Origin of the sequence: Streptomyces sp. NPDC090083, assembly GCF_044747445.1 — a bacterium.
GTDB lineage: Bacteria > Actinomycetota > Actinomycetes > Streptomycetales > Streptomycetaceae > Streptomyces.
This window is the reverse complement of record NZ_JBIVED010000005.1, coordinates 87026-104736: the sequence shown is the minus strand read 5'-3', so window position 1 is coordinate 104736 and position 17711 is coordinate 87026. Positions and strand designations below refer to the sequence as shown.

The 17711-nt window shown below is 68.8% G+C and carries 16 protein-coding genes; 6 read left to right on the top strand and 10 right to left on the bottom strand.

The features are described from left to right. The first annotated feature begins 28 nt into the window (after positions 1-28). From ACIPTO_RS19895 to ACIPTO_RS19885, 3 genes are all read left to right on the top strand, one after another. Entirely contained in the window at positions 29-388 is a 360-nt protein-coding gene (locus tag ACIPTO_RS19895) for a carboxymuconolactone decarboxylase family protein (RefSeq protein WP_366325924.1), read from the top strand. A 93-nt stretch (positions 389-481) separates the two neighbouring features. Further along, positions 482-1930, top strand: coding sequence for an aldehyde dehydrogenase family protein (locus ACIPTO_RS19890; protein ID WP_401193889.1), 1449 nt, complete (start codon positions 482-484; stop codon positions 1928-1930). A gap of 10 nt (positions 1931-1940) precedes the next feature. Further along, positions 1941-3011, top strand: coding sequence for a zinc-binding dehydrogenase (locus ACIPTO_RS19885; protein ID WP_366325920.1), 1071 nt, complete (start codon positions 1941-1943; stop codon positions 3009-3011). Positions 3012-3262: 251 nt separating this feature from the next. On the opposite strand, the gene ACIPTO_RS19880 is transcribed toward ACIPTO_RS19885, so the two are convergent. The 10 genes from ACIPTO_RS19880 to ACIPTO_RS19835 form a co-directional block, all read right to left on the bottom strand. Next, positions 3263-3853 (bottom strand): hypothetical protein, encoded by a 591-nt coding sequence (locus ACIPTO_RS19880; protein WP_401193886.1) that lies wholly within the window; start codon positions 3851-3853, stop codon positions 3263-3265. Between the two features lie 4 nt (positions 3854-3857). Beyond that, positions 3858-4622 carry an enoyl-CoA hydratase/isomerase family protein gene (locus ACIPTO_RS19875; protein WP_401193883.1) on the bottom strand — a complete coding sequence of 255 codons (765 nt, stop codon included), beginning with the start codon at positions 4620-4622 and terminating at the stop codon, positions 3858-3860. Beyond that, positions 4619-5818: a CaiB/BaiF CoA transferase family protein gene (locus tag ACIPTO_RS19870; RefSeq protein ID WP_401193881.1), complete on the bottom strand. Its 1200-nt coding sequence runs from the start codon at positions 5816-5818 to the stop codon at positions 4619-4621. Before ACIPTO_RS19870 ends, ACIPTO_RS19875 begins: the two co-directional genes overlap by 4 nt. A gap of 10 nt (positions 5819-5828) precedes the next feature. Continuing rightward, on the bottom strand, positions 5829-6569 hold the full coding sequence (locus ACIPTO_RS19865) for an enoyl-CoA hydratase/isomerase family protein (RefSeq protein ID WP_401193878.1): 741 nt from the start codon (positions 6567-6569) through the stop codon (positions 5829-5831). Next, on the bottom strand, positions 6566-7780 hold the full coding sequence (locus ACIPTO_RS19860; RefSeq protein WP_401193876.1) for a CaiB/BaiF CoA transferase family protein: 1215 nt from the start codon (positions 7778-7780) through the stop codon (positions 6566-6568). Before ACIPTO_RS19860 ends, ACIPTO_RS19865 begins: the two co-directional genes overlap by 4 nt. Continuing rightward, positions 7777-8718, bottom strand: a complete 942-nt coding sequence (locus tag ACIPTO_RS19855) for a CoA transferase (RefSeq protein WP_401193874.1) — start codon at positions 8716-8718, stop codon at positions 7777-7779. Before ACIPTO_RS19855 ends, ACIPTO_RS19860 begins: the two co-directional genes overlap by 4 nt. Further along, complete coding sequence (locus ACIPTO_RS19850; protein WP_366325906.1) at positions 8715-9584, bottom strand: ABC transporter permease; 870 nt, start codon at positions 9582-9584, stop codon at positions 8715-8717. Before ACIPTO_RS19850 ends, ACIPTO_RS19855 begins: the two co-directional genes overlap by 4 nt. Next, the gene (locus ACIPTO_RS19845; protein WP_366325904.1) at positions 9581-10411 is read right to left on the bottom strand and encodes an ABC transporter ATP-binding protein; all 831 of its coding nucleotides are present in this window, start codon (positions 10409-10411) and stop codon (positions 9581-9583) included. Before ACIPTO_RS19845 ends, ACIPTO_RS19850 begins: the two co-directional genes overlap by 4 nt. Next, a complete protein-coding gene (locus tag ACIPTO_RS19840; protein WP_401193871.1) occupies positions 10408-11208 on the bottom strand; it encodes an IclR family transcriptional regulator in 801 nt (266 codons plus the stop codon). The genes ACIPTO_RS19845 and ACIPTO_RS19840 overlap by 4 nt, the downstream gene beginning before the upstream one ends. 109 nt (positions 11209-11317) lie before the next feature. Then, complete coding sequence (locus ACIPTO_RS19835) at positions 11318-12391, bottom strand: ABC transporter substrate-binding protein (protein WP_401193868.1); 1074 nt, start codon at positions 12389-12391, stop codon at positions 11318-11320. Between the two features lie 185 nt (positions 12392-12576). Between ACIPTO_RS19835 and ACIPTO_RS19830 the strand changes: the two genes are divergently transcribed. From ACIPTO_RS19830 to ACIPTO_RS19820, 3 genes are all read left to right on the top strand, one after another. Next, the gene (locus ACIPTO_RS19830) at positions 12577-14193 is read left to right on the top strand and encodes a thiamine pyrophosphate-binding protein (RefSeq protein ID WP_401193865.1); all 1617 of its coding nucleotides are present in this window, start codon (positions 12577-12579) and stop codon (positions 14191-14193) included. Continuing rightward, the gene (locus ACIPTO_RS19825; protein WP_401193862.1) at positions 14193-15548 is read left to right on the top strand and encodes an FAD-binding oxidoreductase; all 1356 of its coding nucleotides are present in this window, start codon (positions 14193-14195) and stop codon (positions 15546-15548) included. Before ACIPTO_RS19830 ends, ACIPTO_RS19825 begins: the two co-directional genes overlap by 1 nt. A 976-nt stretch (positions 15549-16524) precedes the next feature. After that, positions 16525-17706 carry an ROK family protein gene (locus ACIPTO_RS19820; protein WP_401193860.1) on the top strand — a complete coding sequence of 394 codons (1182 nt, stop codon included), beginning with the start codon at positions 16525-16527 and terminating at the stop codon, positions 17704-17706. The last annotated feature ends 5 nt before the right edge of the window (positions 17707-17711 follow it).

Genomic DNA, 17711 nt, shown 5'->3' with positions numbered 1-17711 from the left:
AGTCGCCTCCTCCGAAAGGATCCGCGCCATGTGCTTTCACGAGCCTGCTGACCGCAAGTACGCCGCCAACCTGCGCCGGGCCGCACCGACGATGCAAGCGGCCTACGCCGCGTTCGGCGAAGCGGTGTTCAAGAGCGAGGACGCCGCACTGCCGCAGAAGGTCCGTGAGCTGATCGCTGTCGCCGTCGGCACCACCACCCAGTGTCCGTTCTGCATCGACAGCCACACCCGCGCTGCCGTGGCCGCAGGCGCGACACCAGAGGAACTCGCCGAGGCCGTGATGGTCTCCGCCGCGATCCGTGCCGGCGGCGGTATCACGCACGGCTTCCAGGTGATGAAGACCCAGGTGGAGGAGGCGCGGAAGGCAGAGACGGTCTCCTCCACCTGAGGACGCGTGGGCTGAGCACTCCGAACACACCCTGAGGACCCCTTCAACGCGCCAAGGCACCCGCACTTCCCATCATGACGAGGTAAAGACACGATGAGTTCCACGCTCGACGCCCCTGCCGCTCCCAGCGACTTCGTCGTCATCAACCCGACCTCCGGTGAGCAGGTCGGCACCTTCGCCAATGCCACCCAGGACGACATCGACTCTGCCGTACGGCGGGCGAAGACCGCCCAGAAGCAGTGGTGGGGCATGACCTCCGATGCCCGCAGCCGCGCGCTGTGGCGCTGGTCGGAGCTGATCGAGGAGCACCACGAAGAGCTCGCCACCCTCGACGCCCACTGCACGGGCAAGGTCATCCGCGACGGCCTGGCCGAAACCAAGAACGCCGCGCGCTACGCCCGCTGGTGGTCCGGGAAGACCGACAAGCTGTACGGCGAGCAACTCGCCGACGTTCCGGGCCGTATGTCGTACACCATCCGCGAGCCCCTGGGCGTGTTCGCCGTCGTCCTGCCGTGGAACGCACCGGCGCTGGGCAGCGTCTCGCGCACCCTGCCACCACTGGGCTGCGGCAACGCCGTCATCGTCAAGCCGTCCGAGTTCTCCCCGCTGTCCGCGCAGCGCATGGCCGAACTGACGGTCGAGGCGGGCATGCCCGAGGGCCTGTACCAGGTGCTCATCGGTACCGGGGCTGTCGGTGGCGCCCTCGTCGAACATCCGGGCATCGACGGCATCTCCTTCACCGGCTCCGTGCCGACCGGACAGAAGGTGAACCTCGCGGCCGCTGCCGGCTTCAAGAAGGCGACCCTCGAACTCGGCGGCAAGAGCCCGGTCGTCGTGTTCCCCGATGCGGACCTCGACGACGCCGCGCTCGGCGTACTCATCGGCATCCTGATGAACGCCGGCCAGATCTGTGCCGCCAACAGCCGCCTGCTCGTTCACGAGGACATCGCAGCGGCGTTCACCGAGAAGCTGGTGGAACGTGCCGCACGCGTGGTCGTCGGTGACCCGCTCGACCCGGGCACGCAGGTCGGCCCGCTGGTGTGCCAGCGGCAGTACGACAAGGTCATGGACTTCATCGCCGCGGCGGAGGCCGAGGGCGCCACCATCAGCGCAGGCGGTGGGAGGCCGGTCCACCTGGCCGAGGGCAAGGGGCTGTTCATCGCCCCGACGATCATCACCGATGTGCGCCCGGACATGAAGGTCAGCCGGGAAGAGGTCTTCGGACCGGTCCTGGGAATCACCACGTTCAGCACCGAGGAAGAGGCCGTCGCGCTGGCCAACGACAGCGAGTACGGCCTGTCCTCCTACGTGTGGACGTCCGACGCGGCCCGGCTCCACCGGATGGCCGAGAGCCTTGAGGCCGGTGTCGTCCACGGCAACACCTATCTGGTCATGGATGTGCAGCTTCCGTTCGGCGGCTTCAAGCAGAGCGGCGTCAACAACGCCTTCGGCAACGAGGCGGTCGAAGCGTGCACCCAGGTCAAGCGTGTCACCCTGCGCACGGGCGAAGGCCCGCTGCCCAGCCCGTGGCCCGGCGTCTGAAAGGGATCGCATGCCTACTACCACCAGGGCCTATTTCCAGCGGGAGCAGGACGGCCCCCTCGAGCTCGCCACAGTCACCCTCGCCGACCCCCGCCCCTATGACGTGCGCGTCAAGCTGATCGCGACGGGCGTCTGCCAGAGCCAGATCTACTGGATGCATCAGCCCAGGCCCAAGCCGCTTCTGTTCGGCCACGAGGGCTACGGAGTCGTCGAAGCCGTCGGGGACGCCGTCACACGTGTCACCGTGGGGGACACGGTCATGGTCACATGGCTGCCCAGTGCCGAGAGTGCCGAGCGCGCGCCCGGTCAGACGCTCGCGACGCTGCCCGACGGCACGGAGGCGTTCTGGACGAACGTCAGCACGTGGAACGAGCACACCATGGTCGACGAGCAGTACCTCGTCGTGCTCGGACCCCAACTGCGTGACCCCGCCCTCGCGCTCATCGGATGCGCCGTACCCACCGGCGCTGGCGCCGTCATCAACGCAGGCGCCGTCACCGCCGATGACACCGTGGCGGTCATCGGCCTCGGCGGGGTAGGCCTCTCCGCGGTCGCCGCGGCAGCGGCGCAGGGCGCCGCCGCGGTCATCGCCATCGACATCGCTGACGAGAAACTCGCCTTCGCCAAGCGGTTCGGGGCAACCCATGTCGTCAACTCCGCCACCCAGGACGCCGTGGCCGCGGTACGCGAGCTGGCACGCGGACGCAGCGGGAACCCCGGTGTGGACGCTGCGGTGGACTGCGTCGGCAACGCGACCACCATCACGCAGGCCGTGGCCATGGCGGCCGACGGGAAGGTCTCGCTGCACAGGGGTGGCAACGCCGTCGTGGTCGGCGTACCGAAGACATCACTGGACCTCGACCCGATCCAGTTGCTGACGAAGGAGAAGTCGCTGCTCGGCACCCTGGGCGGCGGCTGCGGCCACGACCAGCTCGGCCTGTTCTGCGACTGGACCCTGACCGGCACCCTCGATCTCGCCGCGATGGTGACCGAGCGGTTCGCCTTCGAGGACCTGCCGCTGGCTGTCGAGGCACTGCGCAAGGGAAGAATCCTCGGCCGATCCCTCGTAGAGATGGGCTGATCCGGCAGCAGTCCAGACAGCACCCCCGTACGCGAAGTGTGCGTACGGGGGTGCTGTCTGACGTACCGCCGGGCAGCACGGACCACGCCTCCGGAACCGGCCGCAGCGTGCGCCTTCGGCTGGTGCGATCCGACCCGAGAGGGCAGGGTGCCTCGGCCTCGTGCCCGCGCCACGGAGGTCAGGAGGCCGAAAGGCCGGTGGCGGCGCGACCTCGTCGTCGCGCCGCCACCGGCCTCTCGTGCGGACCTCGTCTACTCCGCGTGCGCCCAGGCGGAGACGAATGTCTTGCAGCTACCGTCCTCTTCGCTGTAGGAGCGGCGGGGCAGTGAGCCGATGTCTGCTCCGTACACGTGGATGCCGACACACGGCACGTCGCTCGCGGCGGCGACCGAGTGCACGTCCTGGTCGGTCGTGCAGCACACCTCGATGTCGCCAGGCTGGAGGTATCCCTCTCCGAGTTCACGCAGTCCGTTGGATCGTGAAGGGTCGACGACGAAGCGCCGTTCCCGCTCCCGGCCGGCGACGATGCCGATCACACCCCAGGTTCCGTGGTCGTGCACGGGTGTCTTCTGTCCGACGTTCCACACCGCGGAGGCGATGCTGAACGAGCTGTCCGGCGCCACGTACATGGGGTACATGACGTAGTGGTCCTCGTTCGGCCTGCGCAGTGGTTCGGGGATGGTGATTCCGGACTCGAACCAGGTCCGCAGGTGACGGGCGACCGCCTGTGTGACGGCCTGTTCGTCGGTACCGATGGTTTTGACCTCCATGTCGACTGCGCGGACGAAAGCGGCGAATGCCGCGTCGTCGCCGAGAGGAAGGCCGCAAGCGGACTCGGTCATGGAGCTACCTTTCGTCGTGCTGAGAACGTGTGGGCCCGGACAGCGAGCCGCGCGTGTAGTGCGCGAGGGAGTCGGCGAGATCGGGGGAGCGGGCCAGTGAGCGGGCGAGGTCGCCCAGGCCGGCGGGGTCCGGCTGCTGTGTCGCCTCCTTGAGCGCGGCCAGCACCGCGGGCGAGCGGCGGGCGGCATCGACGGTCTCGCGGACCGCTTCCTCCAGCCGGCCGTCTGCGACGACATCGGTGAGCAGACCGGCGGCCGATGCCGCGTGCGCATCGAGGACAGCCCCGGTGGCTCCGAGTTGCACGGCACGGGCGGGGCCCACCAGTTGTGCCAGCCGAGATACCCCGAGGACCACGCCGAAGGCGCTGCCCGGGAAACGGAAGCGGGCCCGTTCGGTGCCCAGTCGCACGTCGCAGGCGGCGACCAGGTCGGCTCCCGCACCGATGGCCGGGCCTTCGACGACGGCGATCGTCAGCATGCCGGCCGTCATGACGCGCTCCAGCAGCAGACCGATGCGCAGGAATCGTAGTGTCAGCACCGCTGACGCGGTCGGGTCCGACGTGTCCAGGCCGAGGTCGAAGCCGCCGCAGAACTGGCGCTCGGCCGAGCGGATCATGAGCACGGTGCACGCCGCGGCCCGCGCCGCCTCGATGCCGGAGAGCATCAGGTCGACCATGTCGGCGGTCAGTGCGTTCGCGCGTTCCCCGCGTTGCAGTGTCAGCGTCGCGAGAGTCCCCTCGGTCTGCAACTGCACCGGAGGCGCGGTCACCCGGTCCACTCGGTCACGACCTCGTCGTTGTGCTCTCCGAGCAGCGGCGGACGCCGCGCACCTGCCGCCTCGGTGCCGGAGATGCGAGCGGGGAACGCGATGTCAGGCACCTCGCCGAGGATCGGTGCGGTGAGCGACGTCAGCAGCCCGGTGGACGAGACATGCGGGTCGGCGAGGATCTCCTCGAACGTGTTGATCGGCCCGCAGGGTATGCCGTGGGCGGTCAGCGTAGTGACCCACTCGTGGGCGTCGCGCGTGCCGAACGTCTTCTCCAGCAGTGCGGCGAGCACCTCTTGGTGCGCCACGCGACCCTCCTGAGTCTCGAAACGCGGGTCGTCGAGCAGATCGGCGCGGTCGACCGATACGCAGACCGCGCGCCACAGAGCGTCTGTCCCGGCGGCAAGGGTGAAGTAACGGTCTCGTGCCTTGAACGCCTGGTAGGGGGCGTTGCGCGGGTGTGCGCTGCCCAGCGGGCTGGGTGTGCGCCCGGTGCCCCAGAACTCGCTGACCTGCAGTGCCGATGTGGCCAGCAGACAGTCCAGCATCGGTACGTCGATGTGTCGCGAGGTGCGCGGTGACGCCTTCTCGGTGAGCAGTGCCGCGACCGACATCGCCGCGTAGAGGCCCGTGATGAAGTCCGCCACCGGCACACCTGCCTTGACCGGCGGACCGCCGTCGGACCCGGTGACGCTCATCAGACCGCTCATGCCCTGGATGACGACGTCGTAGGCGCCGCGGTCGCGGTAGGGGCTTTCGAGTCCGTACCCGCTGATCGAACAGAAGATGATGCCGCTGTGCTCGGCGGCGATCGACTCGTATCCCAGCCCGAGCCGGTCGAGGACTCCGGGCCGGTAGTTCTGGACGACGACATCGGCCGAGAGCATGAGCGCCCGTACCGCGGCGTTCTGGGCCGGGTCCTTCAGGTCCGCCACGACCGAGCGCTTGTTCCGGTTGAGCGAGGTGAAGTTGTAGCTGAACCGGCGGCCTTCGGCATCCCCCTTGATCGGTGGCCATCCCCGCATCTGGTCACCGTTGGGGGGCTCGACCTTCACCACGTCGGCGCCGAGGTCGGCGAGAAGCATGCCCGCGAACGGACCGGCCGCGACATGCCCGAACTCCAGAACACGAATACCCGTCAGGGGCCGCGCTCGGGCAGCTGTCTGCGGCTGCTCGTCGTGGGCGAGCTGTACTGTCATTGTCTGTCTCCTATCGGCCGCGGAAATGCGGTTCGCGGCGCTCGCGGAAGGCAGCCAGGCCCTCTTGCAGGTCCTCGCTCGACGACACCCGCCCCAGCAGTCGGGCAGTGCGCACATGTTGTTCGACAGCGGCCTGGCCCACGTGCTGATCGACGAGTGCCTTGGCCGTCCGGATGACCAGCGGCGCGGACGCGGCCAGTTTCCGGGCCCAGTCCATCGCCTTGGCCACGTGGTCGCCGGGTGCGACGACCGCGTTGATCATTCCGACGTCGTAGGCGCGGGCCGCGGGGATCGGCTCGCCCAGCATCAGGAATTCCGCGGCCACCTTCTGCGGGACGCGTGCCACGATGCCCGACGCCAGGCCGCCGAACGCGCCCACCCGGCCCTCGGGATAGGCGAACTTCGCCGTCTCGGTGGCGACGATGAGGTCGCTGTACTGCGCCAGCACCCAGCCAGCTCCGATGCAGTGGCCGGACACCGCGGCGACCACCGGTTTGTCCAGGTCGACCGACAAGCCCGGTACACAGCGCCACATGTCGTGGGTGACATCGCCGAGGTCGATGCCCGCGCAGAAGCTGCGCTCTCCTTCGGAGGTCAGCACCGCCGCCCGTTCGCCTCCGTCGGCGAAGCGCTGCCAGATCTTCTGGAGATCGTCGACCATCTGTGGTGACAGCGCGTTCAGCTTGTCCGGGCGGCGTAGCGTCACGACCGCCACGTCGCCGTCGACCTCGTACGTGACGCTCCCGCTCATGAGGTTCCTCCTGTCGTCAGCCGCTCGTGCGGCAGTGCGCCGAGCACCTCGTCGGTGTGCTGGCCGAGCAGCGGCGCCGGCCGGTCCGGGACGGTGCGTGCGCCGTCGATGCGGATGGGCAGCCCGGGGTAGGGGTGTCGGCCCGCGCTGGGATGATCGAGTTCGGTGAAGAACCCGGAGCCGCGGAGCTGTTCGTCGGCGAAGAGGTCGGCGGGGCCGGCCACCCGGGCCGCAGGGACCTTGGCGGCCTGCAGAGCGGCCACGAGGGCGTCAGGATCCGCGATGCCGCTCAGCCATGCGGACACCGCCGCCTCGACACCTTCCAGGTCACCCGCCCGTCCGGCCACCGTTGCCCATCCGGGCTGCGGCGTGACACCGGCGCTGTCCATCACTGCGGCGACAGCCGCCCACTGCGCGTCGTCGTGGACACCCAGTGCCACCCACTGGCCGTTCGCCGTCGGGTAGATGCCGTGCGGTGCCCCGGTCGGGTCGCCGTTCATACGCAACTGCCCTGCCGCGCCCCGGGATTGGAGCACGTACTGTTCGCCGAACAGGGGCATCATCGCCTCGGACTGCGGGATCTCGACATGGCATCCGAGGCCCGTCCTGCGGCGCCGCTCAAGACCGGTCATCACGGCCGCGGCGGCGAACATGCCGCCGACCGGGTCGCCGATGGCGAAGCCGGTCAGCACCGGGCCGGACTTGTCGCCGGAGAGCCATGTGTTGCCGCTCGCCGCGTCGAACTGGGCGCCGAAGCCGGCGGCACGGGCCTGCGGGGACGTCGAGGGAAACGCGGTCATCTCCACCACGACGATGTCAGGGCGCAGGTCGCGCAACTGCTCGTAGCCGAAGCCCATGCGGGAGAGCACACCGGCGCGGTAGTTGGACATGACGACGTCGCAGGTCGCGGCGAGCTGCCGTGCCCGTTCGATGTCCTCGGGCGACTTCAGGTCCAGCCGGACGCTCTTCTTGCCGACGTTCTGCGTGTTGAACCAGGCGTTGCGGTTGCGCGGGTCGTCGCCGTAGTCGAGTTCCGGGTAGCGCAGGCGCAGGTCGTTGCCGTTGCCGCGCAGGATGTCGGGGCGAGCGGGGTTCTCGATCTTCAGGACCTCGGCGCCCAGAGCCGCGAGGATGCGGGTGCCCATCGGCCCCGACCACACGTGGGTCAGGTCGAACACGCGGATGCCGGCGAGAGGCAGGTCCTCGTTCACGTGCTCACTCCCTCGGTGACGAGCAGGTTCGGGATCGTCGGGGCGTGTCCGCCGCCTCGGACCTCGTGCCACACGCCGCGCGCGGAGAGGTCGGGATCGGCAAGTACCTGCTCCGGCGAGCGGACTTCGGCGGTGGCGACGTCGTGGGCGGCGCCGTCGGCGAGGGCTTGGGCGACGGTCCGTGTGGCGCCCCAGGCGTCGAACAGAAGCCCGAGCTGGGTGACATGGGCGAACCGGTCGCCGAGTTCCAGGAACCGTCGGTCCTCGTCGAGATCCGGGCGGTCCAGCATGCTGGTGATCGCGGTCCAGGCGAGGCCCGCGTAGACGACGACCCACCCGTCCGTGCAGGCGACGACGAACCGTGGGCCCGACTGTTCGAGGAGCGAGTCCGAGCCGTTGTAGGCGTACTGGGTGGTCGGGTACGGCAGCACGCTGGCGACCGTCTCCAGCAGCGATACGCGGACTTCATGGCTGCCCGGCCGCGCAGCCGAGAGTTCGGCGACGAGTGCGGTGAAGAGATAGAGCCCGGCGAGGTACTGGTAGCGCAGGCCGAAGCCGTAGACAGGGGTTCCGTCGCGGCCGACGGTGTACGCGGCCGCGCCGCCCATGGCGGCGAGGGTGACCTCGTCGGCAGCCCAGTCGGCGCGAGGGCCGGCAGGGCCGTAGGCGTCGATCACGCCCGTCAGGCGTGAGGCGGACTGCGCGGGGCTGGTCGCGTCCACGAGGATCACGTCCGGGGTGATGGACGGATCGGCGGCCGGTTCCTTCTCCGTGTCCAGGAAGTCCAGCGTGGCCTGGGTGAGTTGATTGCTCGGCTCGGCGCCGTGATCGAGGACGCGGGCGCCGTTCTGCACGAACAGCCAGCCGCAGTACCGTGAGGCGGCGCTGGTTCCCGCGTCGAGGACGGTGACGTGGCTCAGCCACGTGGTCCGGCTCATCGGCGCGGCACGATGCTCTGCGGCAGCAGCCGTCGGATGAGGACGATGATCGCCTGAAGGACGACTCCCAGCAGAGCCAGCACGATCAGGTCCGCGAAGATGGCCGGGGTGTCGCCCATCGCCTGCGCCTGCACGAGGATGTAGCCCAGCCCGTTCTGCGAGCCGACCAGTTCGGCCGCCACCGCGCCGAGCAGCGCCACGATCAGCGCGACGTCGAAGGACGGGAACAGGTAGGACATCGCGTTGGGAAGTCGCAGGTAGCGCATCTCCTGCCAGCGCGAGGCGTTGATGGAGCGCATGAAGTTGTGTTCGTCGGCGTCGATCTCGGTGAAGCCGGCGATGGCGGCGGTCATCACCGGGAAGTAGGCGAGTGAGGCCGCGACGGCGATCTTCGGCGACATGCCGTAGCCGAGAGCCACGACGAGCAGCGGTGCGACGGCGATCTTGGGGAACGCCTGGAGCGCGATCACGTACGGGTAGAACGCGATGCGGCTGATCGGGCTGTGCGCGAACAGGGCGCCGAGCAGCAGGCCGGCGACCACGCCGATGGCGAAGCCGATGACCATCTCCAGCAGCGTGGTGCTGATGTCGCCCCACCAGTCGCCGTCGATGAGTCCGGCTTGGAGTGCGTCCCAGGTCTTGTCCACCGGAGGGATCAGCAGGTCCGACACCAGATGCTTGGCCGAGATCAGCTCCCAGAGCAACAGGAGCACGATGCCGACGGCTGTGGGCAGACCGATGCGCAGTGCGAGCGAGGGCTTGCGTTCCTGCCGGTCGCCGCGAGGGCGACGGCCCTTCGTGGAGTCGGGGCCGGCGTCGGGGAGGGATACGGCTGTGTCGACCTGAGGTTCGGTTGTGGCGCTCACTCGTGTGCTCCCTGCTCCTGGTCGCCGATGAGGCCTCGTATCCGGCTGACGAGTTCGTAGAAGGCCGGATCGGTGCGCAGGTGTGGTGTGCGAGGGCGGGCCAACGGGATGTCGACGATCTCCTTCAACGTCCCCGGTCGGCTGGTCATGACGCCGACCCGGTCGGACAGGTAGACGGCCTCGGCGATGTTGTGTGTGATGAACACGACCGTCTTGGGGCGGTCGGTCCACAGCCGCATGAGCTCGTCCTGCAGGCCTTCACGGGTGAACTCGTCCAGCGCGCTGAACGGCTCGTCCATGAGGAGGACCTCGGGATCGCCGACGAGAGCGCGCACGATCGAGGCGCGCTGCTGCATGCCGCCGGAGAGTTCGTTCGGGTACCGGTGCCGGAAGTCGGCCAGCCCGGCAAGTTCGAGAAGATGGTCGGCTCGTTGCCGTGCGGCGGTATCGACGCGTTTGCCGACCTTGCACGGCAGCAGGACGTTGTCCTCGATCGTCAGCCAGCGCAGCAGCGTCGCCTTCTGGAAGACGATGCCCGTGGACGGGTCGGGCTCGCTGACCGCCCGGTCGCCGATGCGGACGGTTCCGGTCGACGAGGGGAGCAGTCCCGCGATGATGTTCAGCATCGTGGACTTGCCGCATCCGCTGGGCCCGACCAGCGACAGGAACTCCCCGCGGGCGATCGTCAGGTCGACCGAGGTCAGCGCGGTGACCGGCTGCTTGCCCCCTTTGACCGGGTAGGTTTTCGAGACGGATTCCAGGACGATTTCGCGCCCGACGCCTGTAGGTGCTGTTGGTGTCTGCTTGCCCATCGTTGCGGACTTCATAGGTCTTCCAGGTCCTTGTCGGGTGTCGCTGCGGCCGTGGGATGAATGAAGGGGGACTGGGCGACGGCTGTCCTTAACGCGCTGAGCAGCACATCGAATCGGCTGCTGATGCGGGCCTGCGGCCCGGAGAACCCGATCGCGACGCTTTCACCGGTCGGCCCGCTGACGACCATGACGGCGAGGCCGGCGACACCGGTGCGCCATTCGCTGTCGTTGACGGCGTATCCGCGCTCGCGTGTCTCGGCGAGTTCACGGCGAAGGACGTCGGCGTCGGTGACGGTCGCTTCGGTGTGTGCCTCCAGCGGCCCGGACAGCACCCTCGTGATCTCGCCCTCGGGCTGCATGGACAGCAGCATCTTGCCGGTCGCGACGCAGTATGCCGGGGCGGTGCCGCCGAGTTCGGTGTAGCTGCGGATCGGCTGCCAGCCGTCCGCCTTGTCGATGTAGGTGACCTGGCCTCGTTCGTAGGTCGCCAGGTGCACGGTCTCACCGTGTTCCTGGGCGAGACGGCGGACCATCGGGTAGAGCGTGTCGCGCACGTCCGACAGACGGAAGGACCTGCTGGCAATGCTCCACACGGTGGTCGTCAGCCGGTACGTGTCGTCGATCGGGTCCCGTTCGACCCAGCCCTGTGCGGTGAGGGTGCGCAGAAGTCGGTAGACCGTCTGCCTGGCCAGCCCCAGTTCCTGACTCAGGTGCCGGACGCTGGTGCGTCCCGCGGCGAGGCTCTCCAGGACCTGGAGGCCGTTGGCCAGGGTGGAGAGGATCTGGCCGTCGTTCTTGTCGGGGGAGGTCACGGTGGTGCTCCTTTCGCGGGCGACGGCGCCTTGGTCGGGCCCGTCGGCCGGGGGGTGGGGGGACACGGCCGGCCGGGGGTGGGTCGGCTGGCCGTGCGGGTGCGACGTCTCAGGGAGTTGCGGTCTGTGCCTTGAGGGAGGCGTCCCGGTCGTAGTTGTTCGCGGCCTTGGCCACCTTCAGGTCGAACGTCGAAGGGATGTCGATCTTCCCCTCGACGATGCCGGCGTCCTGGTGGAACTTGACGGCTGCCGCGATCTGCGCGTCGGAGAGCACTCCGTAGGAGCCTTCGGGACCCATGTTGGCGATCTTCGACCAGTACGCCTTGACGAGTGCCTCGGTCTGGGTGACGGCATCGGCGTCCGAGGCTCCGCGCGGCTTGGTGTCCGGATGGGCCGCGAACAGCTCCTTGATGATGGTCTGCGGCGAGGACTGCGCGACCAGTGATGTCTCGGACATGCCCTGGATGAATTTCACGATCTCGGCCCGGTGGGACTTCAGGGTGTCGGCGTTGACGATCCACGCGCCGGAGCCGTCGAGCTTGTCCAGCGGGGACGGCAGTATCCGCAGGCCGTCCTTCGTCAGTCCGCTGAGCACCTCATAGGGGCCGTCGTAGGTCGCGACCGCCGCCACCTGCTTGGAGTTCACGGCTTGGGCGGCTTGGGCTCCGGTGCCGATCGGCAGCCACTTGACGTCCTTGTCCGGGTTCATGCCGTCGAGTTGCAGCGCGGCGCGGTTGTAGAGGTACGAGCCGGTGTTGAGCGCCTGGACGCCGACGGTCTTGCCCTTGAGCTGGTTGATCGAGGTGATGGGGCTGTTCTTCGGCACGGCGAGGTGCCAGATGTTGCCACCGGTCACCGCGACGATCTTGACGTTCGGGCTCTGGGCGGCGACTGACAGTGCCGAACTGAGGCCGACGATGCTGACGTCGGCCTTCCCCGTGGCGACGAGCTGTGCGGACTGGGTTCCGCCCTGGACGAGTTGGATCTTGACGTTGATCCCGGCGGACTTCCACGCGTGCTTGGGGGCGTACACGTCGTAGGGCGCGTTGAATGCCGACAGAGTCTGTGCCCCGTCGACCAGAGTCAGCGTCTTGTAGCCGGACTTGCTCTTGGTCCCGCCGGAGTCGTTGCTGCCGCACGCCGTCAGGCCGATAAACAGCAGTCCGGCCGTAGCCGTCGCCATTACCGGCACGAACCGATGTCTGGGCTTCATTGCTCGCACAGGTCGCGCCTTCCATCTCGGGGGCCTCGTCACTATGTGAGGAGGCCTAGTCAAATTCTGCCGCGACTGTAGGATGTGGCTCAAATAACGTCAAGGGGTCATCAAACTACGTTCACGCCGACGTGGCGTGGCGGGATCGGATGCGGATGCGATACCACCAGGCACTCGCCCGTGCTCTGCACCAGGCCGACGTGGACACGGTCTTCGGCGTTCTCGGCGATGCGAACCTCTTCACCATGGACAGTTACGTCCGTGAACAGGGCGGACGCTTCCTCTCCTTCTCGCACGAGGGCGGCGCCGTGCTGGCCGCGGCCGGCTACACCGCCACGTCCGGAAAACTCGGCGTCGCGACGGTCACCCACGGCCCGGCGCTCACCAACACCGTCACGGCCCTGGTCGACGCCTCCCGCAGCCGTACCCCTCTTCTGCTGATCGCGGGCGACACGGCGGTCGCCGATCGGGACAACCTGCAGAACATCGACCAAGCGTCGATCGTCCTGCCGACCGGCGCGCTCTTCGAGACCGTCCGCTCGGCCGACACCGTCGCAGCGGACGTGTACGGCGCGATCAGCCGTGCCTGGTCCGCGCGCCTACCGGTCGTGCTCAACGTGCCGGTGGACCTGCAATGGGCCGAGGCCTGCGACACAGTCCCGCCCTTCATACCGACCGCGGTCCACTCGGCGACCGCGCCCGATCCGGCCGAGCTGGACGAAGCGCTGGGCCTTCTCGCCTCGGCCCGGCGGCCGATCGTTCTGGCCGGCAGAGGAGCCGCCGGAGCCAAGGACGCCCTGAGCGAGCTCGCCGCGGTACTCGGCGCGCCGGTCGCCACCAGCCTGCGCGGAAAGGGGCTGTTCGCCGGCCACCCGTACGACCTCGGTATCTACGGCACGCTCTCGCACGACATCGCCAGTGAAACGATCGCGCGCGCCGACTGCGTGCTGGCGGTCGGCGCAGCCCTGAACCCGTGGACCACATCGAAGGGCGAGCTCACCGCGGGCAAACGCGTCGTCCACATCGACAACGATCCGACCGCGCTCACCCGTGCGATCGGTGCGACTGTGTCGGTCCTCGGTGACGCGGAGGCCACCACGCGCGCGCTGACCCGTTCCTTGGCCGAGGCCGAAACGGAGCCCACCGGCTTTGCGTCCGACGAACTGGCCGCCGCGCTCAAGGAGTACCGCGACCGCGGCGCCAAGCCCGCGCCGCCCGACGGCATCGACGTCGAGCTCGCCCTCGCGCAGATCGACGCCGCTGTTCCCGCGGACCGGACCCTCGTGATCGACGACGGACGGTTCATCATCACCGCCTACCGCGAGCTCACGGTCCCGCACCCATCCGCCTATGTGCACACCTGCAGCTTCGCGTCCATCGGGCTCGCCGTCGCCAGCGCCGCCGGTGCCCACACAGGCCGCCCGGACAGGCCCGTGCTGGTCGTCTGCGGCGACGGCGGGTTCATGAGCGCCGGACTCACCGAGTTCTCCACGCTCGTTCGGCACGGCATCGACGCGGTCGTGGTCGTCATGAACGACTCCGCCTACGGCGCCGAGCACATGCAGTTCCGGGCCCGCGGCATGGACCCTGCGATCTCCACCTTCGACTGGCCCGACCTCGCACCGGTCGCCGAGGCACTGGGCGGCATCGGCCACACCGTCACTGACCACGCCGAACTGGCCGCCGCGCTGGCATCGCTGCCCAGCCGTGACCGGCCGGTCCTCATCGACGTGAAGATCGACCCGGACCGCGTTCCGACCCCGGGTTACTGATGAGCGCCCAGGTACGAGAACTCGCCGAAGCACTCCGTGACGGGCGGCTGCTCACCGCACCGGAGTCCATCCAGGCATACCGCCACGACTTCGTCCCGGACCCGTCGGCAGGAATGCCGTGTGCCGTCGCCCTCTGCGCCAGTACCGCCGATGTCCAGGCTTCGCTGCGCTGGGCGACCCGCCACCGTGTCCCCGTTGTCACCCGCGGCGCCGGCACTGGCCTGTCCGGCGGTGCCACAGCCGTCGACGGCTGCTTGGTCGTCTCGACCGCCGGTATGACCTCCGTCCAGGTCGACCCGGCCGCAAGGGTGGCCACATGCGGAGCCGGAGCGCTCAACGCTTCGGTGAAAGCCGCCGCAGCGCAGCACGGGCTGTTCTACCCACCCGACCCCGGGTCGTTTCAGATCTCCACCATCGGCGGCAACATCGCCACCAACGCCGGCGGGTTGTGCTGCGTGAAATACGGCGTCACCGCCGCCTACGTCCTGGGCATCGAGGTCGTCCTCGCCGACGGCACACTTCTGGAACTCGGTGGCCGGACGATCAAGAACGTCGCCGGACTGCCACTGCTGCCCCTGTTCGTCGGCAGCGAGGGCACACTCGGCGTCATCACCCGCGCCCACCTGCGACTCCTGCCCGCCCCGCCGCCCGCCTCGACCGTGGTCGCCGTCTTCCCCACGATGAGTCAAGCCGGCGAAGCAGTCGTTGCCATCGGTCGCACGGTGGTCACGTCGATGCTCGAACTGCTCGACAACCGCACGATCAACAACGTGGAGGACATGCGACCGAGCGGCCTCGATCGCACTGCGGCGGCGCTGCTCCTCGCCCAGACCGACGCGGCGGGATCAGGGCGCCTGGAAGACGCCGCGACCATCGGCCGCCTGTGCCGCGACAGCGGTGCCGGCGAGCTGTACACCACCGACGACCCGGCCGAGGGCGAGCTCTTCGTCGACATCAGACGCTCCACGGGACCGGCTGTGGAGAGACGTGGGGCACTCCTGCCGGAGGACATCGGAGTGCCCGTGGACCGCCTCCCGCACCTGCTCACCCACATCGAGCGGATCGCGGCGGAACTCGATGTCGAGATCCCCGTTGTCGCCCATGCCGGGGACGGAAACGTTCACCCCACGATCGTCTACGACTCCGAGTCCAAGGACCGGGCGCGGACTGCGTTCAACCGCATCCTGGAGACCGCGATCGACCTCGGCGGCACGATCACCGGTGAGCACGGGGTCGGGCGGGCAAAACGACCTGCGCTGGAATCCCAGATCGGTTCCGGGGCCCTGAAGGTCTCCCGCCTCATCAAAGACGCACTGGACCCGGACGGGCTCCTGAACCCCGGCGTGTTGTTGTGATCGTGCCGACTGCCGAAGCAGGTGACCAGGACCCCCTTCGGAACGGAACGCGGACGTCTGCTCACGACGGTCGTCAGCGCGAGGTATTTGTTGCCCCCGCGAGGCCGACGTTTCCACCGTGTGGGCCGAGCGGCACGCTGTGGCGAGTGCACCGGCGGTCCGGTGACCGACTGCATCAGATGGCTGGAATCGCGTCGTCATGAACTGACGGCTGGTACCACCAACACACGGTGGGTAAGCGGCGGACACCACGGCTGTCCGATCCGCAGGATCGTCGAGGATCCGGCGGCCGTGCTCGCCACCAACACCTGCCCACGACATGGTCGGCACTGCCGGTGGCCGTCCCGACCCGCATGACGCGGCGGGGCGACTTGGCATCGGGATTCTCCACGACGGCCTCGTCCACCAAGTGCCTGTCGGCGAGGTCGTCCAACCCGGGAACCAACTCCACGGGTGCGGGGAGCGGCGGAGCGGAGGGGAGCGGCAGGCCCGCAGGGAGGGGGGACCGCCAACCTGCGGTCGAGACAGGCGCCGTAGCCCGGCACGGTCAGGTGCCTTCGGTCGGCCGCCGTTGAACACTCCCTTCCCGCACTGCTGCGGCGAGGGGATGATCACCAGGTCAGGCGTACCGGGTGACCGGCCACTCGCGGTTGAGTTCGACGCCCTCGGCGTTCCCGCATGCCCCGCCCTGTCGCGGATTCACTCCACCCTCGGCCATGCCGATCGTGTGCTCGTACCTCGAGACCGCCGCGTAGCTCGGCTCGGCCGACGCCGACAGTACTGCTGCTCTGCGGCTCTGCACGAGGGTCCACACAGACTTTGTCCTCTAGGAAGAGAAAGATGGTCTCGTTTCGCTCCTAAGTTCTTCACGGTTTGGCAAATCGCTGCTACGTTCCTTCCCGAAGCCAGGGGACTCCGCCGACGAGGACGGAGCCCTGGGCCCAGCCTGGGACGAGGGGAGGGGCTCGTGAGACGTATGACTGCTCGACCCGAGAACGCGCATCAGGCGCGGCTGCTTCGCCTGCTGCGTGACGGCGGGTCCAACTCCCGTGCCCAACTGGGTGACCTGGTGGATCTGTCGCGTTCGAAGCTGGCTGTCGAGGTGGACCGGCTGCTCGCGACGGGGCTGGTCGTCGGGGACGGGTTCGCTCCCTCACGGGGCGGCCGGCGCTCGCACAACATCAGGCTCGCGCCGACGCTGCGCTTTCTCGGTGTCGACATCGGTGCCACGTCGATCGACGTGGCCGTGACGAACGCGGAGTTGGAGGTACTGGGCCACCTGAACCATCCGATGGACGTCCGTGACGGGCCGGTGGCGGTCTTCGAGCAGGTGCTGTCGATGGCTGCCAAGCTCAAGGCATCCGGTGTCGTGGAGGGTTTCGACGGCGCCGGCATCGGGGTCCCGGGGCCGGTCCGCTTCCCGGAAGGTGTGCCGGTCGCGCCTCCGATCATGCCGGGGTGGGACGGCTTCCCGGTGCGGGAGGCGCTCAGCCAGGAACTCGGCTGTCCGGTCATGGTCGACAACGACGTGAACCTGATGGCCGTAGGAGAGCAGCACGCAGGTGTGGCGCGATCCGCGCGTGACTTCCTGTGCATCAAGATCGGCACCGGCATCGGCTGCGGGATCGTGGTCGGTGGCGTGGTCTACAGGGGGGCGTCGGGCAGCGCCGGAGACATCGGGCACATCCCGGTGGAACCGGGAGGCCGTGCGTGTGTGTGCGGCAACCGAGGCTGCCTGGAGGCGTATTTCAGCGGTGCCGCGCTGGCCGGTGACGCGGAGGAGGCCGCGCGAGCGGGCCGGTCGCCGGAGCTTGCCGCCCGGCTGGAAGCGGTCGGGCGGCTGACCGGTGCGGACGTGTCGGCAGCCGCCGTGGCGGGCGACCAGGTGGCTCTCGAACTGATCAGGGAGGGCGGGAAGCGTCTGGGCCAGGTCATCGCCGGACTGGTCAGTTTCTTCAACCCCGGCCTGGTGGTGATCGGCGGTGGTGTGACCGGGCTCGGCCACACGCTGCTCGCCAGTGTCCGGACCCAGGTGTACCAGCAGTCCTTGCCGCTTGCCACCCGCAACTTGCCCATCGTGCTGGGGGAGTTGGGGCCGAACGCCGGAGTCATCGGTGCGGCCCGGCTCATCAGCGATCATGTCTTCTCGCCTGCCTGACCGGA

Bases quoted from the DNA above. Each gene is read 5' to 3' on its own strand.
- ACIPTO_RS19865 (WP_401193878.1), bottom strand. From the start codon at position 6,569: ATGAGCGGGAGCGTCACGTACGAGGTCGACGGCGACGTGGCGGTCGTG.
- ACIPTO_RS19890 (WP_401193889.1), top strand. From the start codon at position 482: ATGAGTTCCACGCTCGACGCCCCTGCCGCTCCCAGCGACTTCGTCGTC.
- ACIPTO_RS19895 (WP_366325924.1), top strand. From the start codon at position 29: ATGTGCTTTCACGAGCCTGCTGACCGCAAGTACGCCGCCAACCTGCGC.
- ACIPTO_RS19830 (WP_401193865.1), top strand. From the start codon at position 12,577: ATGCGATACCACCAGGCACTCGCCCGTGCTCTGCACCAGGCCGACGTG.
- ACIPTO_RS19835 (WP_401193868.1), bottom strand. From the start codon at position 12,391: ATGGCGACGGCTACGGCCGGACTGCTGTTTATCGGCCTGACGGCGTGC.
- ACIPTO_RS19820 (WP_401193860.1), top strand. From the start codon at position 16,525: ATGACTGCTCGACCCGAGAACGCGCATCAGGCGCGGCTGCTTCGCCTG.
- ACIPTO_RS19845 (WP_366325904.1), bottom strand. From the start codon at position 10,411: ATGAAGTCCGCAACGATGGGCAAGCAGACACCAACAGCACCTACAGGC.
- ACIPTO_RS19825 (WP_401193862.1), top strand. From the start codon at position 14,193: ATGAGCGCCCAGGTACGAGAACTCGCCGAAGCACTCCGTGACGGGCGG.
- ACIPTO_RS19870 (WP_401193881.1), bottom strand. From the start codon at position 5,818: ATGACAGTACAGCTCGCCCACGACGAGCAGCCGCAGACAGCTGCCCGA.
- ACIPTO_RS19880 (WP_401193886.1), bottom strand. From the start codon at position 3,853: ATGACCGAGTCCGCTTGCGGCCTTCCTCTCGGCGACGACGCGGCATTC.
- ACIPTO_RS19885 (WP_366325920.1), top strand. From the start codon at position 1,941: ATGCCTACTACCACCAGGGCCTATTTCCAGCGGGAGCAGGACGGCCCC.
- ACIPTO_RS19855 (WP_401193874.1), bottom strand. From the start codon at position 8,718: ATGAGCCGGACCACGTGGCTGAGCCACGTCACCGTCCTCGACGCGGGA.